General features: G+C 46.5%; 21 protein-coding genes and 1 pseudogene. 7 read left to right on the top strand and 15 right to left on the bottom strand.

Annotation, left to right across the window (positions count from 1 at the left end; translation table 11 throughout):
- Positions 1-3: 3 nt before the first annotated feature.
- Positions 4-360, top strand: a pseudogene (locus MKY98_RS02810) (MscL family protein); the annotation flags it as partial.
- 83 nt (positions 361-443) lie between these two features.
- Here the strand turns inward: MKY98_RS02810 and MKY98_RS02805 are convergent.
- Positions 444-1,145: a histidine phosphatase family protein gene (locus tag MKY98_RS02805; protein ID WP_025719795.1), complete on the bottom strand. Its 702-nt coding sequence runs from the start codon at positions 1,143-1,145 to the stop codon at positions 444-446.
- A 71-nt stretch (positions 1,146-1,216) separates the two neighbouring features.
- A complete protein-coding gene (locus MKY98_RS02800) occupies positions 1,217-1,510 on the bottom strand; it encodes a hypothetical protein (RefSeq protein ID WP_025719794.1) in 294 nt (97 codons plus the stop codon).
- 173 nt (positions 1,511-1,683) lie between these two features.
- Between MKY98_RS02800 and MKY98_RS02795 the strand changes: the two genes are divergently transcribed.
- The gene (locus MKY98_RS02795; RefSeq protein ID WP_069010834.1) at positions 1,684-2,316 is read left to right on the top strand and encodes an NUDIX hydrolase; all 633 of its coding nucleotides are present in this window, start codon (positions 1,684-1,686) and stop codon (positions 2,314-2,316) included.
- Positions 2,317-2,323: 7 nt separating this feature from the next.
- Here the strand turns inward: MKY98_RS02795 and MKY98_RS02790 are convergent, their stop codons facing one another.
- Entirely contained in the window at positions 2,324-3,112 is a 789-nt protein-coding gene (locus tag MKY98_RS02790; RefSeq protein ID WP_069010963.1) for a TrmB family transcriptional regulator, read from the bottom strand.
- A 65-nt stretch (positions 3,113-3,177) separates the two neighbouring features.
- Positions 3,178-4,029: a zinc ribbon domain-containing protein gene (locus MKY98_RS02785; protein WP_069010833.1), complete on the bottom strand. Its 852-nt coding sequence runs from the start codon at positions 4,027-4,029 to the stop codon at positions 3,178-3,180.
- 310 nt (positions 4,030-4,339) lie between these two features.
- On the opposite strand from MKY98_RS02785, the gene MKY98_RS02780 reads away from it, so the two are divergent.
- Complete coding sequence (locus MKY98_RS02780) at positions 4,340-6,766, top strand: UvrD-helicase domain-containing protein (protein ID WP_069010832.1); 2,427 nt, start codon at positions 4,340-4,342, stop codon at positions 6,764-6,766.
- A 265-nt stretch (positions 6,767-7,031) separates the two neighbouring features.
- Here MKY98_RS02780 and csaA read toward each other — a convergent pair whose 3' ends face one another.
- Both csaA and MKY98_RS02770 read right to left on the bottom strand, forming a co-directional pair.
- Positions 7,032-7,364 carry a chaperone CsaA gene (csaA, locus tag MKY98_RS02775; RefSeq protein WP_069010830.1) on the bottom strand — a complete coding sequence of 111 codons (333 nt, stop codon included), beginning with the start codon at positions 7,362-7,364 and terminating at the stop codon, positions 7,032-7,034.
- Between the two features lie 56 nt (positions 7,365-7,420).
- Complete coding sequence (locus MKY98_RS02770) at positions 7,421-8,326, bottom strand: DMT family transporter (RefSeq protein ID WP_069010828.1); 906 nt, start codon at positions 8,324-8,326, stop codon at positions 7,421-7,423.
- A gap of 157 nt (positions 8,327-8,483) precedes the next feature.
- Here MKY98_RS02770 and MKY98_RS02765 point away from each other — a divergent pair, with 157 nt between their 5' ends.
- Both MKY98_RS02765 and MKY98_RS02760 read left to right on the top strand, forming a co-directional pair.
- Complete coding sequence (locus tag MKY98_RS02765) at positions 8,484-9,377, top strand: AraC family transcriptional regulator (RefSeq protein ID WP_069010827.1); 894 nt, start codon at positions 8,484-8,486, stop codon at positions 9,375-9,377.
- A 324-nt stretch (positions 9,378-9,701) separates the two neighbouring features.
- Positions 9,702-11,672: a glycosyl hydrolase gene (locus tag MKY98_RS02760; RefSeq protein ID WP_069010825.1), complete on the top strand. Its 1,971-nt coding sequence runs from the start codon at positions 9,702-9,704 to the stop codon at positions 11,670-11,672.
- A 218-nt stretch (positions 11,673-11,890) separates the two neighbouring features.
- Here MKY98_RS02760 and MKY98_RS02755 read toward each other — a convergent pair whose 3' ends face one another.
- The 6 genes from MKY98_RS02755 to MKY98_RS02730 form a co-directional block, all read right to left on the bottom strand.
- Positions 11,891-13,570 (bottom strand): ABC transporter substrate-binding protein, encoded by a 1,680-nt coding sequence (locus MKY98_RS02755; RefSeq protein ID WP_208332384.1) that lies wholly within the window; start codon positions 13,568-13,570, stop codon positions 11,891-11,893.
- A gap of 38 nt (positions 13,571-13,608) precedes the next feature.
- On the bottom strand, positions 13,609-14,547 hold the full coding sequence (locus tag MKY98_RS02750; RefSeq protein ID WP_064796667.1) for a carbohydrate ABC transporter permease: 939 nt from the start codon (positions 14,545-14,547) through the stop codon (positions 13,609-13,611).
- A 14-nt stretch (positions 14,548-14,561) separates the two neighbouring features.
- The gene (locus MKY98_RS02745) at positions 14,562-15,518 is read right to left on the bottom strand and encodes an ABC transporter permease (RefSeq protein ID WP_069010822.1); all 957 of its coding nucleotides are present in this window, start codon (positions 15,516-15,518) and stop codon (positions 14,562-14,564) included.
- A gap of 86 nt (positions 15,519-15,604) precedes the next feature.
- Positions 15,605-17,155 (bottom strand): response regulator transcription factor, encoded by a 1,551-nt coding sequence (locus tag MKY98_RS02740; protein WP_069010821.1) that lies wholly within the window; start codon positions 17,153-17,155, stop codon positions 15,605-15,607.
- A complete protein-coding gene (locus tag MKY98_RS02735) occupies positions 17,152-18,933 on the bottom strand; it encodes a cache domain-containing sensor histidine kinase (RefSeq protein ID WP_069010962.1) in 1,782 nt (593 codons plus the stop codon). Before MKY98_RS02735 ends, MKY98_RS02740 begins: the two co-directional genes overlap by 4 nt.
- 109 nt (positions 18,934-19,042) lie before the next feature.
- Positions 19,043-21,226: an alpha-galactosidase gene (locus MKY98_RS02730; RefSeq protein ID WP_069010820.1), complete on the bottom strand. Its 2,184-nt coding sequence runs from the start codon at positions 21,224-21,226 to the stop codon at positions 19,043-19,045.
- A gap of 241 nt (positions 21,227-21,467) precedes the next feature.
- Here MKY98_RS02730 and MKY98_RS02725 point away from each other — a divergent pair, with 241 nt between their 5' ends.
- Positions 21,468-22,307: an AraC family transcriptional regulator gene (locus MKY98_RS02725; RefSeq protein ID WP_069010819.1), complete on the top strand. Its 840-nt coding sequence runs from the start codon at positions 21,468-21,470 to the stop codon at positions 22,305-22,307.
- A gap of 163 nt (positions 22,308-22,470) precedes the next feature.
- Here MKY98_RS02725 and MKY98_RS02720 read toward each other — a convergent pair whose 3' ends face one another.
- The 3 genes from MKY98_RS02720 to MKY98_RS02710 are packed head-to-tail and all read right to left on the bottom strand — an operon-like array spanning position 22,471 to position 24,618.
- The gene (locus MKY98_RS02720; protein ID WP_023986814.1) at positions 22,471-23,355 is read right to left on the bottom strand and encodes a MetQ/NlpA family ABC transporter substrate-binding protein; all 885 of its coding nucleotides are present in this window, start codon (positions 23,353-23,355) and stop codon (positions 22,471-22,473) included.
- A gap of 25 nt (positions 23,356-23,380) precedes the next feature.
- Positions 23,381-24,151, bottom strand: coding sequence for an SDR family NAD(P)-dependent oxidoreductase (locus MKY98_RS02715; protein ID WP_069010818.1), 771 nt, complete (start codon positions 24,149-24,151; stop codon positions 23,381-23,383).
- 5 nt (positions 24,152-24,156) lie between these two features.
- On the bottom strand, positions 24,157-24,618 hold the full coding sequence (locus MKY98_RS02710) for an S-ribosylhomocysteine lyase (protein WP_029515967.1): 462 nt from the start codon (positions 24,616-24,618) through the stop codon (positions 24,157-24,159).
- Between the two features lie 277 nt (positions 24,619-24,895).
- On the opposite strand from MKY98_RS02710, the gene MKY98_RS02705 reads away from it, so the two are divergent.
- The gene (locus MKY98_RS02705) at positions 24,896-25,696 is read left to right on the top strand and encodes a GTP pyrophosphokinase (RefSeq protein WP_029515968.1); all 801 of its coding nucleotides are present in this window, start codon (positions 24,896-24,898) and stop codon (positions 25,694-25,696) included.
- The last annotated feature ends 116 nt before the right edge of the window (positions 25,697-25,812 follow it).

Here is a 25,812-nt window from a genome sequence, read left to right as displayed (position 1 = left end):
GTACCCTTTGGTAAACTTCTGGGCGGCATGAATTTTCCAGACTTGTATGTAGCTTTACAAAATGCCGGTCCTTTAAATGCTGACGGTACACGCATGACTTTGGCACAGGCCAAAGAAGCAGGGATTGCGGTCCTCGCCTATGGTCAGTTCATTAACGTCCTGCTGGACTTCCTGATCGTGGCCTTCTGTGTGTTCATGCTGGTCAAAGGGATTAACATGCTGAAACGCAAAGAGGAAGAAAAACCTCCTCAGGAAAAAACGATCAAGGAATGTCCTCATTGCCTATCCGAAATTCCTGTAGCCGCTACCCGTTGCGCACATTGCACTTCCAAGCTGGAAGGGTACGTGGAAGCACGCTGACTCAACCCATTTATATGACTACAATAAACGGCTTAAGACGGTGTATCGTCTTAAGCCGTTTTGGCATGGTATAAAAAATCCAATTAGTTGAAATTGGTGATAATGCCACGGGGTCTGACGGGCAAGCCCTCAGCGTACAGATGGGAAACATCACCGAAGCCGATGCAACGGGGAACTGCCCATTCTTGGGAGCGCTCATCAAACAAGATCGTGGTTACGGAGCTAGGCGGCATCCAAAAACCGGACCAGACCAAGGGCAATGGCAGCTCCAACAGATGAGCAAGCCAGGTCAGCCCGAAGCCGCCATGACAAAATACCGCCACCTGATCTTCAGTGTGCTTCAGAATCCGGTACCTGCCCTCCACCCGCTCAAAGCCTTGCCGTTTCAGGAACTCATCGGAATGAAGCTTCAGCCGCTCGAAGGTTTCAGGGCTTTGCGTTCCCTGATAATAGGAAATCTCCTGCCAAGAGTCATGAGTGGGCAGGGGCAACTCGGAACGGATCACTTCACCAGGCAAATCCCAATGGGAAAGACGGCCGTATGGGGTTTCCTCCAGCTTTAGAGCCAGCTCCTGCGTCCAGTGTTCTACTTCATGAGTCATACCCAGAGAGTCGGCGGTGTAGCGCATCGTATCCAAAGCCCTCCCCAAAGGAGAGGCATAAATTCGATCCAGTCCGTGACTGGAAAGCCGCTTGGCTAGTGCCTGGGCTTCCAAATGTCCCTCCGGTGTGATGGTGTTATTGGGGTAATCGGGGTCAGCGTGTCGGATAATATACAATCTCATCATTGTTCTCCGTTCCTATGAATGGCGACAGGATCGCTCTATCTCATTTCATCGATTAGTTCTCCTGATCTTTAACGTTTATTCAGCAAAGTTTCCAAAATCGCGCGCAAATCCCTATCTTCCTGGTAGACTTCCTCACCCGTATCCAGCTCAATAACCCGGATATATGTATAATTGGCTCTGACATCGACTGGTTTAAAAATCAATTCGTCCGGATTGTCTGGGCGGACATCATAGCCCATATTTTTGAACATATCCGTGATTTGATCAATCCCCGGCTTGCCCCCACTTTCCAGCATAATTAACCCACGAAGTTCCTTGGGTTCCTCCGGATGCATGACTCGAAAATGTACTATACATTCCATGTAAAATCGCTCCTTTCAATCATAAACCTGTGTAATGTTGCAAATCCTTATGTTCCCAGCATACCCCAAATGCCACTCCACATTCCACACCCGCCTTCATATCGTCAGGACAGAAAACACGTTATACTGTAAAGTAGACCTTTGAATTTCTGCTTACTATAGGAGGAACCACGATGACTAGCGAGCTTCTAGATATCTACGATGATGAAGACAACTCTCTTGGCACAGCCTCGCGACAAGACGCACATGCCAAGGGATACTGGCACCATACCTTTCACTGCTGGCTAGCACGAGACACTTCGACAGGCCGTCGCTTGCTGTTCCAACAGCGTCAGGATACGAAGGACACCTTCCCCGGATGCTACGATATTACAGCAGCCGGTCACTTGACGGCAGGCGAAGATATGTCTCAGGCGGCTCGTGAGCTGGAGGAAGAACTGGGCATTCATGTTCCCTTTACCTCATTAACACCGCTGATGACCGTTCGGTATGAAAGCAAAGGTACCGCACAGGGTATCTCTTTTTGGGACCGGGAGGTTAGCTCGGTGTTTGGACTGCTATCGAACCAGCCATTGGAAGCTTATCACCTCCAGCAAGAAGAAGTAGCCGGACTGTACGAAGCAGATCTTAACCAAGCACTGGCCCTTTTTGAAGGCCATATTCCCTTTATCGAAGCCCAAGGCATTACGTCAGGGCCGAACCCAGAAAAAACTCGCCGCCTGATTACATCGGATCAATTCGTGCCTCATAAGGCGGGCTATATTACATCTATATGCCGGGCACTGATGGAACTTCCTACCCGGTAATCTTTAGCTATTCTCCAGCTGACATATATTTGCCGATAATGCCTTCATACCGCCAGCCATACCGGGTCGACAGCTCTCTGCCCATATCATGCTCCAGCTCATACAGAATAAGATCCTGAGCAAAATGATTAAGCAGCAGACCTGTCATTACCGGATGCTCGGTGATAAGCGCCTGTGTCGGACAATTCTCTCCCCGCATACCCAGCATGCACCAACGCCGATCAATAACAAAAGAAAACTTGCGCCCTGCTGGTTCCTGTCCGTCTGTACCAGACCTAAGCGGTAACCACGGTCCCATCATGCTTTCTCCGTTATCGCAGGACCAGAGCAGACGCACACCTCGACTCTCGGCTTTCTCCAACTCTGTCCGCAGCAGTTCGGCTTCCTCGCGCCACAAATCCAACACAATCTCATGCTCTGCCCGTTCCAATTCACGTGTCAGACTTTCCAGTACCTTCCGATCGCCTTCCGCGTTATAAAAGGTCGGCTTGCTTGGTTCTGTTCGGGGCATTTCCTTCTCCACCGCACGCAGGGACTCCTGCATCTGCCCTTCGATCATCCGAGTCAGTTCACCCGGTGGCAGCATGCTGTAACGAACAGGCTCTCCAGCACTGGTTCTGAGGTATCCCTGCCCGGCCAAACGCTGTAAAGCCGCGTACACGTTGGAACGCGATGCACCCAGACGCTTAGCCACTTCATAGCCGGAAGCCGCATTTTGCCTCGAAAGCTCGACCATAACCTTGGCTTCCATTTCCGTAAAACCCAGATTCCGCAGATGATGCAGCAAACGCTCCATATATTCTGTTCCCCCTATGCTGCCCGGCGTTATGTCTGTGTCCTGCAGCAGCCTGTTCGGCTGCGTCAAATCTGTTCAGCTCCGCAACGCGGGCACCATTTGGACCCTTTGGGTAGTTCTGCAGTACAGATTTGGCATTTTACATTTTCACGTACTTGTGCAGACGGCGTTGCCGGCTTATCAGCCCCGGAGTTGTTGGCCTTCCAATATCGAATCCGCTCGTCCAGCTCTTCCTGACGCTCACGCTCACGTGCCAGTTCTTCAAGACGACGGTGTTCTTTTTCCAGCTCTTCCTGACGACGGCGCTCCCACTCAGCGTCGAATGCCGCTTTTTCTTCCGGTGTAAAATCAGACACTGTGTAATCGCGGTCTAGTCCCGCTGGTTCGTGTGTTTCATACCGCTCATCCTGTTCCTGTTCATGCCGATCGACTACTTCATGTTCTGCATACTCCGTGTAAGCAGGTGCAGCATCCTTCACTACCTCTGGCTTGCGCAGATCAAAAGAATAGACGTCCGTTGGCACCTCTTCACGCACAGCAGCCACTTGTTTGGAAGCAGCCTGTCCTTCATTGAGCTTGCGTCCGCATTTGGGGCAAAAGTTCGCATCCAGAGGCACAACCGCTCCACAGGTGCATAAATGAGCGTTTTTCAATTCTGCAATTCTACTGCGCAGCTCGTCAATTTCATCCTGAAGCTCATCACATGCGGTGGATAGCTGTGTCATCTCGGTTTCTGCCACCGACATGTCGGATGCTCGGTAGCCTTCGTAAAAGATCTGACCCATTCGTAAGAAATGAACATCCATTTCCTGCTGAATCGTTGTAATTTGTGAATTGATCTTACTAATCTCGACAGCATGCTGCGCCTTTTCTGTGGCGCGATTAGCGCCTTCCTTTATACGTTGAATCAGCTTCATCGTTATTTCCTCCCCATATCCAGCCGGATTTCACTGTACCGTCCGTATATCCCAAAGTTTTTTTCTGTTGGCTAACCTCGAACTCCTGTATAATGGAATGCGGTCATATCGCCTGGTTGAAGGCTATAGGCATTAGCGTCAACGTATTGACGTTCTGTCGCTCCGGCAAGATCCGCATGAATTTCAGCATTATTTTAGTCCATCGCCTTGTTCTTATCGTCAGCTAAAGCTGACTAGAACTCTATCATACCAAAAACTACCCCCATTTGTGAAAATGGAAGATTTTAAGAACGAAAGGGGTTTCAGGATTATGGACCCAAATCCTTCTTTTTACCCCCGACCCATCGGGGTTCCTTATTCAACGTCGAGCCCTCAGGCACGTCGTGCTTCCATGGATACCAGTATGACGCTGGTGCCCGACACCGACCAAGACTCTGCCTATTTTCGTGCTTTAGAGAACGCCGGCATTCACCTGAACCGCCCGCAGATCCAGGCCGTCCGCCACGGCAAAGGCCCCCTTCTGACCCTTGCAGGGGCGGGCTGCGGCAAAACCACAGTGCTGGCTGCCCGCGCAGGCTACCTCATGGCGATGCGTGATGTCCCTGCATCGTCCATTCTACTGGTGACCTTCACCAGCAAGGCAGCTGCCGAAATGAAACTGCGCATCGCAGGATTACCCGGTGTGCGCCCTGCCGCTGCACGTGCAGTTCAGGCACGCACGTTTCACTCATTCGCTTTGGCGATGCTGCGTCATCGTGGCGTGCAAGATGAAGTGTTCGGTGAAACGCAGGCCCAGCATACCGTCATGAAAATGATGCTGCGTCAGCTTGGGCTCAGCGAGGCTTTCCAGCCGGAAAGCCTGCTGTCTGCCCTCTCCGCCTGGAAAGCGGAAGGCCGCAGCGCGGACGAGCTGCCGGAAAGCGTGCGCGAGGAATCGGATGCCAAACGTGCCATGCTCGCTTATGAAGCGTGGAAACAGGAACGCAATAAAATGGATTTTGACGATATTCTGCTGCGTGCCTCCGCACTGTTGCGTGACCCGGATGTGCTTCAGCCGCTTCAGCGGCGTTTTTCACATATCATGGTCGATGAATTTCAGGATACGAATGCCCTGCAATATGAGATGGTGCAGCGATTGGCTGCCCGACATCGCAATCTGATGGTCGTCGGGGATGATGATCAGACGATCTATACCTTTAATGGGGCACGCCAGGAATCCATTCTGGAGTTTGACAAGGTTTATAAGGATGCAAAGGTCATTACCCTGGATATTAATTATCGCAGCGATGCGCGGATTTTGGGGCTGGGCTCTAACATTGTCGCCAAAAATGTCCATCGACGCTCCAAACGTCTTTCGGCTGCCGGGCGTGAAGGCTTGCCGCCGCAGTTTGCCACCCCATCCGGACCCGAGGAGGAAGCGGGGCATATTGTTACTCATCTACTCGGGCAGGTAGAGGAAGGTCGGCTGCGCTACCGGGATATCGCTATTTTGCACCGGACAGCCAGCGGAAGCCGATCTATTTTTGAGCAATTAATTATGCGGGATGTCCCATTTATTCAGTACGGAGCAGGGGCTGTATTTTATGATCAGTCCCTGATTCGTCCCTTAATGGATCACCTGCGCTTGTCGCTAAATCCCCGGCGTATGGAATCCATTCCGAGCACCCTCGGGCCGCTGTACGTATCCCGTGAGGCGGGGATGGAATGGATTATGCGCGAGGAGAAACAGCAGGCTAAAAAATACCCGCTGATTCATCTCAGCCGCTGGGATCGACTACGTGATTTTCAGCGTGAGCAGGTGAAAGAGCGTATTCGTTTGATTCGCAGTCTCACTACAATGAAACCTGCCTATGCCATTCAAGAAATGCGGCGCATCTTTTATGATAAATATTTGGAGAGCGGAGATACGGGCGCGTGGACTCATTATAAGGAAACGATGCAAGAAAGTCTGGAGGAGCTCGAAACGGCAGCCAAGCGGTTTGACACCGTGGAGGCGTTCGTCAGCTTTGCGGACGAGCTTTCCGAGCGTCACCGCCAAATGGAATCGCTGCGCAGAGAGGAAGACAGCGATGCTGTTCGGCTCATGACGATCCACCGCGCCAAAGGGCTGGAATTCCCTTGCGTATATTGGATCGGAGCCAGCGAAGGCATTCTGCCGCACAGCTCGGCGCTGCACAGCGAGCTGCCGGAGGATCGGCGGGCAGGCGCCGCCCCGACTACGGCTGTGGATAACGATGCAGCGCTTGAAGAAGAGCGCCGCCTCGCTTACGTGGCCGTCACCCGGGCGAAGGAGTTGCTGTACATCACCTCTCCCGCCTCTAATCATGGCAAGCCTGCCGCCGTGTCACGCTTCCTGCTGGAAGCCTATGGGATCACCCCTGAGGCTTCCAAGCCAGAAGCACGCCGCAGCAGCTTCGGCCAACCGAAGGGTGCTTCCGGGTATAGCAGCCGTGCTGGCGCTGGATCGCCAGCGTCTGGCACAGCGACCCGCGTGAGCAGCAGGCCGGGACCAAGCAGCGCTACGGCACGGACGACCTCGTCGGTGGCAGGGTCTTCGGCAGAGCCACGTATCAACGTGCCCGTGTGGAAATGCACCGACGGCGCCTGCAAGGCGTGGATGCGGCGCGACACAACAAGCGGACGCCGTACAAGCGCGGCTAGCACAGGCACGCCGCCGGTATGCCCGCTCTGCTCCTCCCCGATGACAGAGGGGACACGCAGCATCCCAGCCAGATAGGTATAAGGCGTATAGCTGGTATGGAGAATTGTGCTTTTACTGGATTGGTGACACTCGGGATTTCCAGCCTAATTGTTGCAGATTTTAATGAATCAAATAAGCTTTAGACAGACCAATAAAAGAAAAAGCGGCAGACTAGGACGTGAAAATAAAGTCCTAGTCTGCCGCTATCTATTTCAACTTGCTATTGAAGAATCGTATCCCGTTAGTTCAATGCCTTGCCTGTTGTGAAGTTATATATTTTACGGATTAAACAGCCGATCAATCATCCAATAGGTGTTCCATCAGGTAGTTTGATACCTGGTTTCAATAAAACCACATCCCCCTTTTCGGGAATTCCTCCAAGGACCAATACCTCTGAATTAAAGCCTGCTATCCGTCGAGGTGGAAAGTTGACTACACCTATGATTTGTTCCCCTATAATATCTTCAGCCACATATCTTTTTGTAATTTGTGCACTCGAAGCTTTTATTCCGATATCTTGTCCAAAATCAATTTCAAGTTTAATAGCAGGTACTTTTGCTTCTGCAAAAAACTCAGCTTTAATTATGGTTCCAACTCGAATATCTAGTTTCAAAAAATCATCAATCGTTGCCATCTAAACATTCTCCTCATCGATTATTTTCTTCAATTTCGCGATAATGAATTTCAAATTTAATATTTTGCAACCGTAGTATACTTTAAAGATTTTGCCCAAAAATACATCCCCATACCGAATAAAGTCATGATTCCACCTATGAATTGAAATGCAGAGATTATTTCTCCCAAGAATAAGTAGGCGAGAATTATGGCAAGAACAGGCTCTCCAATAATACCAACTGAGACCGTAGTTGCACCCATCGATTTCAACAACAAATTAAAAATATATTGTCCAAAAATAGTTGGGATTACTGCAAGTAAAGAGAAATACATCCAATCCGACGAGTCATATTCGATCAAGGAATAATGATTCAACAAATTGTAGACCAGCATGACGCTGCCACCAATAAAAAAAACAATAACACTATATACATTTGCATTTATTTTGTGGCTTACTTTCTGTCCTGCCAACATATATGCTGAAACCAAGATTGTTCCTACTAAAGATAATCCATCTCCGATTAATGCCTCTCTCGAAATCCCTATGTCTCCCCAAGCTATAATGATTGAACCGACAAGAGCGGCGATTAAACAAAGAATGGTTAATATATTTGCTCGTTCTCTGAACATAAAGTATGAACCCAGCATTACAAATAAAGGCTGCAAGGATAAGATGACCATGGAGCTCGCAACTGAGGTATATACTAAAGATTCCATCCAGAATAAGAAATGCAACCCGAGAAAAAGACCAGCTATGAAAACAGTACTCCAATCTTTTTTGTTCATTTCTAAGGAACGAAACATTTTCCAAGGTACAAAGGGAAGCATTATGAGTACTGACATATACAATCTGTACATCCCAGCCACAGAGGTTGGAGTATCTGAGGATTTTATCATGATGGATGAGATAGAAACAGACAGTATGCTGATTAAAAGCAAAATATACGGATGAAACGGTAACGACGATTGATTTATTTTCACATGTACGCCTCCAAGATGTCTTATCCAATCGCCTGTGCACAGGATTGTAATGATAAGCCGAAGATCTGGTATAATAATATCACCACTTTTATTTTATTTGTGTAACTATATCTTTAATTTATATAGAAATATCGTCATCAGAAAGGACCTCGCTAAAATGGAAAAACAATTGCATGAGACCATTCTATATCCCGATGTTTCATTTCCATACATCATGTACACCCATACTATTCATGCAAGTAGTCCTGAAGGTAGAGGATTCAACGATTTACATTGGCATGAGGAACTACAAATCACTTTGGTTACCAAAGGAAAGCTAGTGATACAAGTTAACGGGATTGATCATGAATTAGAAACAGGTCAGGCCATTTTGATTAATAAGGGTGTTCTTCACGTTACTACACACCTTACACATAACGGTCAATATGTCAGTTTTAATTTCCCTGAGAAGCTGTTGGCCTTTTATGCAGATAGTGCGATGGAAAAAAATTATGTACTGCCTTATACAAACTCTCTCTTATTGTCATTCGTAATCAAAGGAGATGTTGAATGGCAAATTCAAATACTGCAAATGCTTTGGGATATGAAGCAGAAATTTGATATGAAAAAAAAATGGGGCTGGGAATACGAGGTTTCCATCAAAACGGTACAATTATGGTTAGTCTTAATATCTAATATTTCGCTGTCTTCTGAGGAAGCACCTAAATACATAAAATTGCAACAGGAGCGACTTCAATTAATGCTCAGCTTTATCCATCAAAACTACTCAGACAATATAACACTGCAAGAAATTGCTGCTATAGCACATTTAAGTATTTCGGAATGCACTCGTAGTTTTAAGAGAACTATTCATATGACACCTTACGACTACTTAATTAAGTACCGTATCAAGAAAAGCAGCGAGTTATTAATTTCAACAGATTCTACAATAACTGAAATAGCCCACAGAGTGGGGTTCAATCATGTAAATCACTTCATTCAGTCTTTTAAGAAACATCATAAAAAAACACCTAAAGAATTCCGGAAATTTAGAAATGAATTCATCAATTAAGGAAGAATTCGTTCAGCAAATTTCGCCCAGACAAATTCAGAAGATATGAAGTTTGTTTACCATCGGAGTTAAAAATCCATAATTTAAGGATGATTTCTTCCGAAATTCATTGTATGGTTCCTGCCTCGCCTCTAATTTATGATGAAATTAAAGCGAGGTGATGAACTAAAAAACTTAAAAGGAAATATTGAAAACGCATACAAATAAAGATGGGATTATGGAAGCAGTTGTTTATTATTTAATTTTTTATTTTTGAAAACGATTTCTTCAAGCTGCGCCGCAGGACAATTAAGACGGTAACATCTAATTCAAGGAGTGAGTCATATGCCAGATCCGTGGAAAAGAAGGTTTTTTGGTATTCTTAGTTTTGTTCTCTTATGTTTTTTGTTGGTATCTCTCGATTTAATTCCAAGCTTAGCAAAAGCAGAATCAACTAACTTGGTCACCGAAGTTGAAGATGAAACGACGATGGGTGCAAGTCAAGATTTATCCACTAATGGCAAATCTCCTCCTACAGTTGTCAGCTCCAAGGATGCAATTATTCAAGGTTACGGCGTAGAAAAACGGGATACTCCCTATACCGGCGATACACTTTATAAAGGCGACGGTTATGTATCCTTCTTTTATGATTATGACCCAAATTCGGGCAAGTCTGACGGGACGGCTACGTTTAAAGTGAATGTGCCGACAGCAGGTCTATATAAGCTGAGCCTCGGTTACTATATTCCGGCGGACACCGGCTCCAAGGATACCAGCTTCGAGGTCAATGGTACAATGGCTGAAAGCATAACGCTGGTTCCCCCTCCGGGAGGTGCGGTTGTAAACGAGAAGTTGGTAAGCAAGATCATGTTGAATGCCGGTACAAACGAGGTTACTTTTTCAAGAGGCTGGGGATATTACGGGATCGAATACGTGAAGGTTGAATTCGCCAGTTTGCCTGCTACAAACATCAAAATTGAAGCCGAAGACGGAGTCATTACTGGTAAGGTCAGCACTGAAACCGCCAGCACGGGCTATTCTGGTACCGGTTACGCAGCCTTTAAAGGCACAGGGTCGTTAACCCTTGCCTATAACGCAGCTTCAAGTGGTCTTTACAATCTTGCAATCGGTTACAGTAATCCTAATAGTGACAAAAAGACCCATATGGTGGTCAACGGTCAGGCAAGCGAAATATCCCTTCCGACAACAGAAAGCTATACCGAGGTATCCGGCGGTAAAATCATGCTGAATTCGGGAAACAATACAATACAGTTCAATGTCGACTTGGGCCAGTATCATATCGACTACATCAAGCTGTCAGCAGTGCTCCCCCCGAAACTGCATCAGATTGAGAAAAAGCCGGTAAACCCGAATGCGACTATGGAAACCAAGGCACTCATGAGTTATCTCGTCGAGGGTTACGGGAGCAACATTCTTTCCGGTCAGCACACTCTGGAGGATGCCCAGTGGATTAAAGACCACACCGGAAAGTACCCTGCCATGTTATCAACGGACATGATGGATTACTCCCCCTCTCGCGTCGAGCACGGTGCCACTTCAACTGAGGTGGACAAGGCGATCCAATGGGCCAAAGAAGGTGGAATTGTCACGTTTGTATGGCACTGGAATGCCCCTAAGGGTCTACATGACATTCCAGGCAAAGAATGGTACCGCGGATTTTACACCGAGGCGACTACATTCGACGTTCAATATGCGCTTAATCATCCCGAGTCGGAAGAATATCAGCTTATCCAGCGGGACATTGATGCCATTGCCGCTCAGTTGAAACGCCTTCAAGACGCTCACGTTCCGGTGCTGTGGAGACCACTGCACGAGGCGGAAGGCAGATGGTTTTGGTGGGGCGCCCAAGGGCCAGACTCCGCAAAGCAGCTGTACCGTATCATGTACGACCGTCTAACACACTACCATCACCTGAACAATCTGATCTGGGTATGGAACTCCGAGAGCCCCGAATGGTATCCGGGGGACGATGTCGTCGATATTGTAAGTGTGGATATCTACAACCCGGCGGCTAATTACGGTCCAAGTATCGGCAAGTACGACAGCTTGGTAAATCTCGTGCAAGACAAGAAGCTGGTTGGTCTGTCCGAAAACGGCCCGATTGGCGATCCCGAATTGCTTCAAGCATATTCAGCACATTGGCTCTTTTTCACCACATGGACGGGCGATTTCGTCCGCAATGGACAATATAACTCCCTGAATCATCTCATAAAAGTGTTCAACAGCGATTACGTGATCACGAGAGATGAGCTGCCTCAAGACCTATTTACTTCCTCCAAGAATGAAGCGGAGTAAGGCGCTCCTACGGGACTCACCGTACCGTTCCACCCAGCACTATGAAGCAGCGTAGAAGCCTGTCGCTAAAGAACAGCGGCCACCCCAGAAAGTAACCGGGGTGGCCGCTGTTGGTTTGTAACTTGAACGAATGCAATCTATAGCAAACCTTAATGAAAAAAGACCGTCTCCTCTCCAATTGGAAAGTGGAAACGGACCCGTTCTTTATGCAAAACGAATTAATTGGTGGACCATAGCTTAATCCGGTTTTGAATATGTTTGGTAAAGGATTGTTCCATTTCTTGTACTCCGGCTTTCTCCAGCTCTGCCATATAGGCATCCCAAACCTTATCGAAGTTTTCCGGCTTAGCCATGACAGCCTCCGGAATTCGTTTCCATGTAATATCCTTCATCTTGGCTCCGAGAATAACAGCCGGATCGTCATTGGGGAGAGACATCGTGTAGGCTGCTCCGTATGCTCTCGGTTGGAATTCTTCTTCTTTTGGGAATAGATCTTTCCAGTGCTCGATCTTATAGGCCTTCAGGACTTCCTTCTCCGATTTGTTGTAAGTCGCTGTTAGCAGTTCCGGATAACTACGAGTAAAATAGTTGCCTGTTAAATCCTTGATGCCATCACCATAATGGACCGACAAGTTCCAATATAGACCGATTCCAGACTCTTTTTGGAAAGCTGCATTGTCATTGTTCATCCGTTCAAGTACAGCCGGACTAATCGTCCGTTTGCCGTCTTTAATCGTGTAATGCTTTCCTTCAATTCCCCAGTTATTCAGGACTTGCCCTTCTTCCGATGCTAGAAAGTCGAGAAACTGGATAGCGCGTACCGGATCCTTGCACTTACTAGAGATTGAGATTCCGTACCCCCCATCAAAGCCAGGAAGCCAGAAATTGGTATCCTTATACTCCTTGCTCATGGTGACTGGATAATGACCGTATGTTTGGTCGAATTTGCCCTCCGCTTTCAGCGCATTTTGTCCGTCGCCATAGTCCCACTCTGGATCGGCCAAGCCCAGTACACGTCCTGAAGCTATCTTCGCTTTAAACTGGTCTGTCTTCTGTACGAAGCTTTCTGGGTCCAGCAATCCAATGGAGTTCATGTGATTCAACCAGCGGAAATATTCCTTTTCTTCCGGTCGGCGGAAATGATAAGTCGCTTGGTGTGTTTTTTGATCGATGTAGTATTCGCCATCGTCTGGCCCCCCGGTCGTTTGGAATCCTGAGTTCGTTACCTGGTACATATGCCAATCGTCCGCATTTAGGGACAGTCCAATATTTTTGTTGCCATTTTCGTCCGTCGGATGCTTGGTGATATAGTCCTTAATGACTTTTTCAAAATCCTGTACCGTACGAATGTCGGGGTATCCCGCTTCCTTGACGACACGATGCTGGAGTTTAAATCCTACGTCGGGTTTAATTTTTTTCTCCTCGACAGCGGACCAGGTCGGAATCACATAGATCGATGGGTCGTCCAAACTGTACTTTGTCCGAACAAGCTTGTCACCCAGCATTTTTTTGATGTTCGGTGCGTGCTTGTCGATCAAATCCGTCAAATCAATGATTGCGCCAGCATCGACAAGTTTGCCGACATCCGCCTTAGCAGCGATCAAATCAGGATAGTTTCCTGTGGCTGCAATCAACGAAATCTTTTGGACCGGGTCTCCGACAGCGAATTCAGCATCTAGAGTTACTCCGGTTTTTTCAGCGATGACCTTACCGACTTCATCCTTCATGCTATTCCAATTTGTGCTGGAGTCTTCCGAGAAATAAGTAAGTGTGATGTCTCCTGTTGTTACGGCCTTGGTAGCCTCAGACGGATTATTACCGCTGCACCCTGCAAGGGTCGCGACTAAAGTCAGTGACATTACGAAAGATACGACCATTCTATTTTTTCTTGGCTTCATGGAGCAAAACCTCCCATTATAATGAATGTTGCGTCGTGTTAGCTTTTTACCGCCCCGAGCGTCATACCTTTAACAAAATATTTTTGTAGAAAAGGATAGACAATAAGAATTGGCACAGTAACAATGATGGTGATTGCCATTTTGACCGATTCCGGGGATACCTGTGCCATACGCTCCGCCATATTGGCAGCGTCCTGGGAATTGGTTGCGCTTGTTGTCGTACTTTGCAGAATTTTCATCAATTCATATTGCAGGGTCGTCAACGATTCGTTGGACCCATTAAACAGGTAAGTATCGAACCAAGAGTTCCATTGCCCAACTGCCAAGAAGAGCGCTACGGTCGCTAATGCCGGTTTGCAAAGAGGAAGAATAACGCGCCAGTAGATCGTGAAATCGTTGGCACCATCCAGCTTGGCTGATTCCTGTAACGCATAAGGCAGACCATCAATGAAGGATCGAATAATGAAGACATTAAACGCACTTACAAGACCTGGTAAAATATAGACGGCAAATGTATCAATTAAATGCAATTCCTTCATCAGGATAAAACCTGGAATCAACCCTCCAGAAACATACATGGTGACGGCCAGAAAGATGGAGATGAACCTTCTAGCTTGAAAATCACTTCGTGCAAGCGTATAGGCAAGCATCGAGCCGCTGACCAAGCCCGCTACGGTGCCAATGACGGTTCGCAGAAAGGAGATCTTGAATCCAGTGATTAACCCCTCATAGGTGAAAATCAAGTCGTAATTCTTCAACGTAAATTGCCTTGGCCAGATGGTGATCCCACCTCTAATGGTGTCTACCGAATCGTTAAAAGAGATAGCTAGCACATTTAAGAACGGGTAGATCGTCAGAACGGTGACCACAATCATGAAAACATAAACAACTACCCCCAGGATTCGGTCTTGTAGTGATTTCGCCTGAAGCTTGTTGTTTAATCCGCCGACCGGCGTAGTGCTTTTGACAGCCTCCATGTCCATTCTCCTCCTTACATAATGCTCTCGTTGGTATAGCGCTTAAAGATTCCATTAGCTGCAAACAATAGGATCAGGCTTATCACCGAATTAAAAATATTAATGGCCGTTCCGAAAGAGTAACGTCCCATTGCCAGACCATAATTAAGCGCATATAAATCAAGTACTTCAGAGTAATCAATGACCAGGTGATTGCCCAGCAGAAATTGTTTCTCGAATCCTGTACCGAGCAGATGACCAATAGACATAATTAGGAGAATGATAATAGTCGGCCGGATCCCCGGCAGCGTGATATGCCACATTTGCTGTAATCGGCTAGCGCCGTCCACCCGCGCAGCCTCGTATAATTCAGGACCAATACCGGCGATGGCAGCCAGATAAATAATGGCGTTCCACCCCGTTTCCTTCCAGATGTCTCCGAAAGTTACAACCCACCAAAATAATTTACCTTGGGCCATAAACTGGACTGGCTGATCGATGATGCCTAGACCCATGAGCATATCGTTTACGACACCGCCATCCGCTGAAAGCATTTTGGTGACAATGCCTGCAGCAACCACCCATGAAACAAAGTGCGGCAGATAAGATACGGTTTGAACAAATCGTTTTATCACTTGTATGCGGACCTCGTTGAGCAATAGAGCAAAGACAACGGGTACAATAAAACCAGCGACCAGTCCCATAAGGCTCATAGCCAGCGTGTTCCGCAGTACTTGGTAGAAATGATCATCTTGGAACAAAGTACGAAAATGCTCCAAGCCCACCCACTTCTGTTCAAAAAAACTCAAACCAGGTCTGTATTTCTGAAATGCCATTGTCCAGCCCCATAGCGGCAAATACTGAAAGATGAAGACCCAGATCACAAACGGAATGGACATATAATAAAGATACCTTTGGCTTTTAAATACCTTCCAAGCATTCCGCTTCGGTTTTTTGTATACGTTTTCCGAATTTGCTGTTACCGCTTTCATTTTTTTCATCCCCTCTCTTAAATCCATCATAAAACAGAGGAGAGTCAGAGCCCATACAACGGATTTCGGGAAAAATCATCCACAAATTATGGATTTCTATATTCCGACGGTGAACAGCCTTCGTACCTTTTGAACTTGCTATAAAAGTAGTTAACACTTGTATAGCCGACGCTTTCAGCGACTTCGTAAACTTTCATTCCCTGGTCCAGCAACTCCTTTGCCTTGTGGATACGGACTCTGTCCAGATAGGTGTTAAAGTACTCCCCAGTCTTGTTCTTGAATAGCTGGCCTAAGTAGGCAGTACTATAGTTTAGTAGTCCAGCCAGCGTTTCCAGCTTCAGGTTGTCTGTATAATGACTGTGAATGAAGTCGATCATTTTTTTGAATTCCTGCTCCTTTCCACGAGGTTCGGAGTCTTTCGCCAAAGCTAGCAGGAAACGGTAGGTCTCTTCCAAAAGATCATGTAAATGATCATGCTGGTATATCCCATTCAAAAAACGGGAAACTTCCTCCGTCTCTTTCAACTCGATACAGAAACCCGCGGTCAGCTTATGAATGACCGCATTTGACATAAAAAAGAACGACTCTTTGATTGACTTCTCATCTTGCCCCTGTTGGAGAAAAAATGCAGCCGCCTCGTTCAATAATGGCAGTATTGCGGTTTGGTTTCCTACTTCCAGACTGTAATACAGGCGGAAGATGAATTCCTCCATCGTTTCCTCAGCTTTATCAGCAGATAATCGGGGGGAATCCAGCGCAGTAGAAAAGAAAGGATACGGACCTAGCAGTCGGTTCTTCTCACTGAAAAAGGATTGTTTTACCGCTTCCTGGGCCTTTAAAAAAGATTTACAAATATCTTCAGGAGCAGATACTGCCCCTCCGGTTGCAGCGACGAACCTAACATTATCCGCAGCATTACGAATCTCATTGTGCAGAATTTCACGCCGTTCTCTTCCACGCAACGGCGCGTTGAGCAACAGGACTGTATACGGTGGGATTACTGTGACAAGCCCCATCATCTGCCCCTCGATCTTTGCCTTCAATCCATTCGAAAGCTGGTATGCGACATCAGAACGGTCCACTTCAGAAACACGCGGGTAGACGACCACGACTTCGTAGTTGCTCCACAACAAATCCGCTTCTATTGCCTTACTTCTCAACTTGGCCGGATCTTCAGTTCTCTCTTGAGGGACGAGCAGGCTATGCAGGTATAAATCCCGATTTATAACCTCTCTCTTACGCCACTCCCCTTGAAGACGCTCCTCTTCGATCCGCTCGCGTATCCGTTTTAAACTGGACGACATTTCATCAATGTCGACCGGTTTAACGAGATAGCCGAATACCCCATATTTGATCGCTTGTTTGGCATACTCAAAGTCGGCATATCCACTGAGGATCATAAAGTGCAAATGATGACCGTTGGATCTCAAGTGCTCAATCAACTGTAGGCCATCCATAACCGGCATGCGGATATCGACGATTACGACATCAGGGGCTTTTTCCTCGATGACTTCCAGTGCTTCTTTTCCATTGGCTGCCGTAGCTGTAACGATAAATCCGAGGCTTTCCCATGGGATCAGCGTTTGAAGCCCTTGACGAAGCTTCGGCTCATCGTCAACGATGACTACCTTAATCATTTGGATTCACCTCCAGGTATGAAAAACTGAATACAAGTGCCTTTACCAGGCTCGCTCTCAATATGTAAAGCACTTGAGGTCCCATACAGTAAGACTAAACGATCATTTACGTTTCGTAGTCCAATTCGCTGGACCTCCTGTTCATGTACGGATGCAGCAAGCTCTGCTTGTACTAGGGCGAGACGATCGGCCGTGAAACCAGCGCCGTTGTCACATACCATAACTCGAACCCCCTCCGGGATTTCCTTAACTTTCACTTCAATGACAGCTCCTTCTGCTTGATTATCCAGACCATGTACAATGGAATTTTCCACCAATGGTTGGATAATCAACGGCGGGACCAACATCTCCTCCAAATTCGGATCAAACGTTAAACGATAATTCAAACGGTCTTCATATCGGAACTTTTGAAGATCAAGATAACAGCACACTTGCTCAAGCTCTTTACGCAGTGGAATCTTGTCGTTACCAGCCTCCAGACTGCTGCGCAACAACGCGCTCAACTGCCAGACTGCTTTAGCGATATCGTCCTGTTGGCGAATGTGGGCCTCCATTCTGATAGACTCCAAAGAATTGAAGAGAAAATGCGGATTGATCTGGCTTGCCAGCATTTTGAACTTGATCTCGTTTTGTCTTTGCTCCACGAGACTTTTCTGGCGATTCGTCTCTTGAACCTCCTGAACCAAATCGTTCACGCTACTGACGAGCGCGTTAAATTCCCTCGATAATAGCCCCACTTCATCTTTCCCATCGATATGGAGATAGGTTTCCCATGAGCCCGCCCCTACTTGGGTCATATGCTTGCTCAAGCGAAGAAGCCTTCTGGATAATAGCGAAGCAGAAGCATAGATAAGCAAGGCTGCAAATATCAGGCTGGCTGTGATCGCGATTCCGCCAAGCCATATCACTTGATTAGCATCTCGGGTAATCTCAGAAACGGAAAAAATGGAAATAATGCGAAGTCCATTCCAACTGTTCTGTGGAGTTAGATTTGCGATCACCACTTTCGATGCTTTTCCGTTAATGAGTGTGTTGTAACTTCCTTCCTGTTGGAAAAGTATATTTTCGTCGGCATGAATTTCAGAAAGATTCTTCCCAAACAACTCTGCTTCATTGGACGCGACAATCTGATTCCGGTTATCCACGATTAAGGTAGGGAACGATTCCTGATTCAGGATTGAATTTAATTGGCGCTGGTTAACATTTATGACCAGAATCCCTTTTCGCCCTGGTGAATCCACTGAAAATGAACGAATCAAGCTGAGATAATCAGCATCGTCCCTCTCATCCTTGATTAAATTCCAGCCGGCCAATCCTTTCTGCGCGATGGCCTCCTTGTACCAATCTGCGGTTGTGATCCTATCATCCGGTTGGATAAATTCCCAATTATTAAGTGCTCCAGGATTAGAGACATAGACACGGATGCCGGATATCTCTTTGTACAACTGGAGGTAGTCACGAATACCTGTATACTCCCGGTATGCCTGAATGACTTCGATGTAGCTGTCATACTTCTGGCTGGCTACCATTTTCATCCGATTGTCATTGGTCAGCCGGTACGAGATGTCCAGCGGCACTTTGATCAATTCTTCTGTACGATTTCGGACCCGCTCGACATTGTTGGACACTTGCATAAAGGCGTCCTTAATGGCGATCTCTCGAAGCTTCCCAGTCAGAAACAGACCACATAACAGCAAGGGAAGAACAGTTACCGAAATAAATGTAAGCGTCATCTTCTTCCTCAGTTTCATGTCATTCATCATTCGTATGAAAAACATGGCTTCCCCCTCCTCGATCAGTACTGCTGCTGCACGCAAAATGCCCCTTTTCATACAAAAAGGGGCATAACTCAATCGATTTTTTCTCTTTCGGCAGTTGTACTGTCCTTTAAGCCTTACCGGGCTTTATTGCCCGAAGCCTGAACCATCCACTTTCATAGTCTTTTTGTCTGTAGAGAAGAGGGAGGCCCAACTTCATAAGCCGATCCCCCCCATGGATAGACTTTTGCCCGCTATTTCCTGACTTAACTTCATATTCGAGCTCTGGATTTAGTCCGTCAAGGCGCAGGGCTCGCCAAGGCGCGTTCGGAACAGCCATCACTTGGAAATAGTAGACGATGGCATCCTCTTGGTCTTCAGAAACAAACATCCAAGCCGATTCGTTATCTTCAAACGGGCTCTTTAGACGATACAAGTCACCTTTCTGAACTAAGCCACGTATCTGCTTATATACTGCGATTTGGCGTTTGACCGTCTCTTTTTCCTCATCGGTGAATTTCGTGAGATCAAGCTCATATCCAAAATTTCCGGACATGGCCACATCACCTCGAAAATCAAGGGGTGTTATGCGTCCAACTTGATGGTTCGGAACTGCTGACACATGCGCTCCGGTGGCGCTTACAGGATAGACAAGGCTAGTTCCATATTGAATCTTCAGGCGTTCCACCGCATCGGTATTATCACTAGTCCAGACTTGAGGCATGTAGTAAAGCATGCCTGGGTCAAAACGTCCTCCGCCACTTGAACAGCTCTCGAAAAGAATATGCGGAAATTCGGTGGTGACGCGCTCCAGCAGCTCATACAATCCAAGAACATAGCGATGGGCAGTCTCAGATTGGCGCTCCGGCGGCAGAGCTGCGGAACCGATTTCCGTCAGGCAGCGATTCATATCCCATTTCACGTAAGAAACTGGGGCGCTGGAGAAAATGGCAGCCAGCGAATCGTAGATGTAATCGCGTACTTCCTTGCGAGTATAGTCCAGCACCAACTGCCATCTGGCTTCACTGCGTCGCCGTCCTGGAACGTGAAGGCACCAATCTGGATGCTCCCGGTACAACTCGCTGTCTGGAGAGATCATCTCTGGCTCAAACCAGAGCCCGAACTTAAGGCCCAGCCGATTGATACGGTTCGCGACATCCGCGAGTCCGTCTGGCAGCTTCCGACGATCCTCGTACCAATCGCCGAGAGACGAATTGTCGGAATCCCGTTTTCCGAACCAACCGTCATCTAAGACAAAAAGTTCGATGCCTAGCTCTGCCCCCTCCTTCGCTATCGATACCAACTTATCTGCATTGAAGTCAAAATAGGTAGCTTCCCAGTTATTGACCAGAATAGGGCGTTCTTCATCCCGGTATTTCCCTCGGCAAAGTCGAGTCCGATACAAGCGATGATACGTCCGCGACATATCTCCCAGTCCTTGACCGGAGTAAACCATAACGGCTTCTGGCGTTTGGAAGCTCTCCCCTGGGCTCAGTAACCACGAAAAATCAAAGGAGTTCACGCCGATGCTAAACCGTGTAGAGCCGAATGAATCTATTTCTGCTCCCGCCTCAAAGCCCCCGCTGTACACGAGGCTAAAGCCGAATACCTCACCATAGCTTTCCGTTGTTCCCCGAGTGACCAATGCAGCAAAAGGGTTGAGTTGATGGCTGCTCATGCCCCTTTTACTATCAATTCGGGTTTCACCTTGAAGAATCGGTTTGCGGGTAATATTCCCCTCCCGAGCCCATGCTCCCGAAAGATACATGAACTCTAAATCGCTTTTACCTGAAAAATCGACACTGGCACTTAGAGCACGGAGAAGCCGAAGATTCTTGGCTCCCGCATTACTCAAACGAGCCGAACGAGCGATTACGTTTCGATCCGTGAAGACGGTATAAAGAAGAACAACTTTAAGGCCTGAAAAGTCATCTTGTAACTCCAGTTCCAACGTATCCGCTTCGCCTTCATTTTCGGTATATACGGCCGGAAGCCCGGTTAATGATGGCTTTCCCTTAGTGATTCGGTAGCCATTATACTTTAACTCCGTGATACGAGTTCCATCCTCAAGCTCTACTTGATACGCCGGGTTACGGAAGTCCCCGCTCCCATACTGCGGATATTCTTGCGGCAACCGATCCAATCCAACCATCGCAGGAGTGTGAAGCAATAGATCGGCCATGGGTTCACGGTGCTTCAGCCTGCCTCCCCAATATACATGTACAGGAAATCCATCTACAATCTGAATAATATAACTCATGTCCGACGACTGCAAATGAAACAGCCCCGTTTGCTCTTGAACAATGATACCCATGGAAAAATAACCCCTTCCTCTAGATCATACCTCTCGGAAATCCGCACCTAAAAAGGTACATAGAAGAACCTTTTTGTAGCAGCCATCAACTAAGTTCACATGGTGTAAAGCTTGATAATCTCCTCATAATATTCGCAATAGGTTCTATAGAAATGATATATTAACTTTAGATATGAAGTACATGGCATGGTGCTCACTATTTATGTTATAATGCTTGATAATTTACATAAGGAGATTTAGCGTGATAGAATATTTGCCGCGTAGTAAACAGCATTCTGAATTGTATCTAACTCAGTTTGGCATAGAGGAATGCATACCGAGTCACTTTTTTGGACCTGCGATAAGAGATCACTATCTGCTTCATTATATTTTGGACGGAGAAGGTACCTTCGAGGTCGGTGGGTTCAGTTATCGCTTGCGGAAAGGACAGTGGTTTCTAATCTGCCCCCAGGTCATTACTTATTATCAAGCCGATGTAGTGAATCCTTGGTCTTATTGCTGGTTTGGATTTGACGGGGCACTGGCAGAAACACTCCTCAAGCAAGCAGGTCTAACGATGACGCGTCCAATCCTCAACTTTGAAGGAGACCATTTGATTCATCAGTATTTGCAGCGAATGAACGAATCAAGTGAATGCCATAAAGCTCGGGAAACCAGACTGACCGGTCTGCTTTGCTTAATGATATCGGAGCTTATAGAATTCGGTCCGGTAACACCTCTCGAACAAAAGGAAAGCCGGTCGGAAATTTACGTGGAAAAAGTGAAGGATTTTATCGAAATGAATTATGCTCAGAAAATTACCATTGAGCACATTGCAAATTTTATCGGACTCAATCGAAGCTATTTATGTTCGTTATTCAAACAACAAGTGAACACAAGTATTCAGGATTATTTGGTTCGCTATAGGATCAACAGAGCATGTGAAATGATGGGAAACGCTGAACTTTCGATCGGTGATATTTCCCGTTCAGTCGGCTATAACGACCCTTTACTCTTCTCAAAAATTTTTAAAAAGGTAAAGGGACTCTCCCCCAAACATTATCGAACCGAAACCCATACTCAAACTCAAGTCGACTACTAAAAATACAATCACTGGCTCATGTGGAAGATGGGAGACATCAACTCAACGCTTGTCACATATTCGGCGTGGAGTCTAAGAGCAGAGATGACTTCTACCCGACTACCGGTACGGGGCTCTTACGAACAAAAAAGATCAGCCAGAAAAACTGGCTGATCTCATAAGTTTATTTTGTTGTAGTTTGTCCTTCCAAATAAGAAACCGGCTCTTTAACCTCTACTTTGGTGCCGCCAAATTCATCTTTAATGTATTTTTGAGTATCCTCGTTATGATAGAGATCCGCTAACTTTTGCAGCCCTTTGTCATTCGCCTTATCAGATGAAGTAACCAGAACGTTAATATTATTTTTGGTTGCCTGACTGATCTCCTCATGGAACAAGGAATCTTTCAGTACATTTAGGCCCCCTTCTAAAGCAATCGTATTCCCAATTAGCACCAAGCCTACATCTTGAATCACTCGTGGTCCTGTTTTGTCATCAATTAGTTCAAATTTCAGGTTTTTAGGATTGCTAGTAATATCATTGACTGTACCCAAGGCATCATTAAAGTCAGCCTTAAGCTTAATCAAACCGGATGCTTCCAATAACTTTAAACCTCTTGCCGTATTGGCTGGGTTATCTGCCAAAGCTACCAGAGCCCCGTCGGTCACTTCATCGATGCTTTTGAATTTTTGCGAATAAATCCCCATGGGTTCCAGGTAGGTTGTGGCTATAGCCTTCAAATCAGCTTTGCTCTCTTTGTTATAGCTAACCAGGTACGCCCACGATTGGAATGCATTCACGTCTACTTCGCCTTCTTTGGTCGCATTGTTCGTTTCGATTCCGCCGTTAATTTCTTTCACTTCAATGTCCAGCTTGGCATCCTTGGCGGCCTGAGACTGGGCAATATGCTTCCAGATCTGGGCGTCAGAGCCCATGGAGCCGATGACTACTTTTTGCGTTTCCGAACCGGAAGCGGCGCTGGAGCCATTGCTGTCTGAACTTTTATTACCGCATCCTGCGGCAACCAATAATAAACTAATCCCTAATAGTAAAACGAACGATTTCTTCATGTTGTTTTCCCCCAGATCATGTATGCTAGTGCATCGTCATTCCACCTGTAACATTAATCGCTTGTCCTGTCATATATGCTGAGAGCGGACTGGCCAGAAACAGCACCACATTGGCGACATCCTCCACCTCGGCCGTTCTCCCCAAAGGTACCTGTGAACAATCTTCTTCGTATATTTCTTGAGCGGTCATTCCGCGAATGACGCCCCCTTCAATCCGTTCACGATGCTTCATCGGCGTTTCTACAATGCCGGGGCAGACCGCATTTACCAAAATATTTTGCCGGGCAAGCTCAATAGCCATCACCTTGGTCAAGCCAAGAACCGCATGTTTGGAAGCACAGTATCCGCCCATGGCCCGATATCCATTTTTTCCAGCCTGCGAAGCCATTTGAATAATTCGCCCTGATTTACGAGCTGCCACCATTTCTTTGGCAAAACGCTTGGACGTTACGTATAATCCGGTTGAATTGATCGAAAATACTTTCTCCCAATCAGCTAACTCACTATCAATGACATAATCCATCGTAGAAGTACCCGCGCAGTTCACCAATATATCAGGAACTCCCGCTTCGCTGATTAGTAGATCGCACCATCTTTCAATATCATCCGGTTTGGATATGTCCAATTGAGTTTCAACCAACTGTGGATTGACCACTCTATACAGCTCTTCATAAGAGATATCAGCAGAAATCACTTTAGCTCCGCTTTGAATGAAAAGCTCTACAATTCCCTTGCCTATGCCTGACTTACCGCCTGTCACTACCGCTGTCTGATGAGATAGGTCAATCGAAATCATAGATTTTACAATACTCTTTCGAAAGGATCGCGGCTAATGCCTGCTTCCAATACAATTTTCACATATTCCTGCGCAGAGAAAAGGGAGTGGTCCTTGTAGTTCCCACATTCCAAAGCAGTAACAGCCGGGACCTCTGTCGTTTCCAGAATTCTTTTCAAGGTTTTTTCCAAAGCGAGTGCAATTTCCTCAGGCTCATGTTCATTCCATAAAATCAAGTAGAACCCCGTTCTGCATCCCATAGGAGAGATATCAATAATTCCTTTGATTTCATCTCTCAGATACGTGGCTAATAAGTGCTCCAGCGTATGTACAGCTGCTGTCGGAAGTGCATCTTCATTGGGTTGCAAAAATCTCAAGTCATACTTTTGTACTGTGCTTCCTTTTTCGTCATGCTCTACTCCCGCTGCTCTTACATAAGGAGCCTTTACAATCGTGTGATCTAATTGAAAACTTTCTACTTTTGCCATTTTTCTTTTCCTCTTTTCTGTAATTTATATTTTTAATCTAATGATGGATACTCTACATTTGTGATTTTTTTCAAAGAATTAAATGCCCCAAATCAGCATTTTTGTAATTATACATCGGATTACTCGGTTTTACCACTATAATTCTTGTCGTATTTCTTTTTTTCTTTGTCCGTCTCTCCTTTGCCTGTAGGTTTTGACATAGTGTACAATGTATACGATAATGCATTTTTACGAAAAAGATCGAGGACATCATAAGCCTCATTTAGGAGAATGCTCTGTGAATGAACCGGATTGGAAGCACCTGAATGCTGTCCCATTACCCTTGCAGGAATTTCAGCTACAGCTGGATCAAAACAGTGTTGACGCCAAGCAACTAGAGGAGTGGAGAAAGATTCCCGTCCTTTATCAGCTGGCTCTGGAAGAATTAAAGAATAAAATTAAGCTGATCCAGACGGAATGGAAGCTGTTAGACGGTTTTAGCCCGATTGAACATATTAAAACCCGAATCAAAGAGCCCCACAGCATCGTGGAAAAGGTTCGGCGCAAAGGGCATGAAGTGACCTTGGACAATATATTGCGTGAAATTCATGATATCGCGGGGATGCGTGTGGTATGCGCCTTTGTGAAAGATATTTATCGTCTGATGGATCATCTACACACTCGGGAAGACATTCGTATTCTGGAGGTCAAGGACTATATAGCCCATCCTAAGCCCAACGGCTATCAGAGCCTGCATGTCATTGTGGAAATTCCACTGATCCTGTTTGAGGGCACACGTTGGATCAAGGTTGAAATTCAATTGCGTACATTGGCTATGGATTTCTGGGCCAGTATGGAGCATATTTTGTATTATAAGTTCGATAAGAAAGTGCCTGAACATGTCGTTAATGGATTGACCGAAGCCGCACGTGCAACCTACGAGCTGGATCAGAAAATGCTGAAGTTGCGCGGCGAAATTTTATCGCTTAGCGAGGAACAGGATGCGGAGGAAACCCCGGAGAAACCATCCGAAGAGTCGTCCATGAAGACACTCTCCCTCCCCGCAGATCACGCCACTTCACGGCCACAAACCTGCTAAGTTTTTGTGTGTAAGATAACTTAAGAATTCCGTCGAGGCTGCAAAAACGTTGGTTCAGTCTTACGCTGAATTCTGTAATGTACAAAAAAAGAGCCATCAAAACCACGTTCATCATG

The sequence above is a fragment of the Paenibacillus sp. FSL M8-0228 genome, from assembly GCF_038007385.1.
Taxonomy (GTDB): Bacteria; Bacillota; Bacilli; order Paenibacillales; family Paenibacillaceae; genus Paenibacillus; species Paenibacillus polymyxa_D.
This window is presented reverse-complemented; position numbering and strand designations above follow the sequence as displayed.

Bases quoted from the DNA above. Each gene is read 5' to 3' on its own strand.
- MKY98_RS02805 (WP_025719795.1), bottom strand. From the start codon at position 1,145: ATGAGATTGTATATTATCCGACACGCTGACCCCGATTACCCCAATAAC.
- MKY98_RS02800 (WP_025719794.1), bottom strand. From the start codon at position 1,510: ATGGAATGTATAGTACATTTTCGAGTCATGCATCCGGAGGAACCCAAG.
- MKY98_RS02795 (WP_069010834.1), top strand. From the start codon at position 1,684: ATGACTAGCGAGCTTCTAGATATCTACGATGATGAAGACAACTCTCTT.
- MKY98_RS02790 (WP_069010963.1), bottom strand. From the start codon at position 3,112: ATGGAGCGTTTGCTGCATCATCTGCGGAATCTGGGTTTTACGGAAATG.
- MKY98_RS02785 (WP_069010833.1), bottom strand. From the start codon at position 4,029: ATGAAGCTGATTCAACGTATAAAGGAAGGCGCTAATCGCGCCACAGAA.
- MKY98_RS02780 (WP_069010832.1), top strand. From the start codon at position 4,340: ATGGACCCAAATCCTTCTTTTTACCCCCGACCCATCGGGGTTCCTTAT.
- csaA (WP_069010830.1), bottom strand. From the start codon at position 7,364: ATGGCAACGATTGATGATTTTTTGAAACTAGATATTCGAGTTGGAACC.
- MKY98_RS02765 (WP_069010827.1), top strand. From the start codon at position 8,484: ATGGAAAAACAATTGCATGAGACCATTCTATATCCCGATGTTTCATTT.
- MKY98_RS02760 (WP_069010825.1), top strand. From the start codon at position 9,702: ATGCCAGATCCGTGGAAAAGAAGGTTTTTTGGTATTCTTAGTTTTGTT.
- MKY98_RS02755 (WP_208332384.1), bottom strand. From the start codon at position 13,570: ATGAAGCCAAGAAAAAATAGAATGGTCGTATCTTTCGTAATGTCACTG.
- MKY98_RS02750 (WP_064796667.1), bottom strand. From the start codon at position 14,547: ATGGAGGCTGTCAAAAGCACTACGCCGGTCGGCGGATTAAACAACAAG.
- MKY98_RS02745 (WP_069010822.1), bottom strand. From the start codon at position 15,518: ATGAAAGCGGTAACAGCAAATTCGGAAAACGTATACAAAAAACCGAAG.
- MKY98_RS02740 (WP_069010821.1), bottom strand. From the start codon at position 17,155: ATGATTAAGGTAGTCATCGTTGACGATGAGCCGAAGCTTCGTCAAGGG.
- MKY98_RS02735 (WP_069010962.1), bottom strand. From the start codon at position 18,933: ATGTTTTTCATACGAATGATGAATGACATGAAACTGAGGAAGAAGATG.
- MKY98_RS02730 (WP_069010820.1), bottom strand. From the start codon at position 21,226: ATGGGTATCATTGTTCAAGAGCAAACGGGGCTGTTTCATTTGCAGTCG.
- MKY98_RS02720 (WP_023986814.1), bottom strand. From the start codon at position 23,355: ATGAAGAAATCGTTCGTTTTACTATTAGGGATTAGTTTATTATTGGTT.
- MKY98_RS02715 (WP_069010818.1), bottom strand. From the start codon at position 24,151: ATGATTTCGATTGACCTATCTCATCAGACAGCGGTAGTGACAGGCGGT.
- MKY98_RS02710 (WP_029515967.1), bottom strand. From the start codon at position 24,618: ATGGCAAAAGTAGAAAGTTTTCAATTAGATCACACGATTGTAAAGGCT.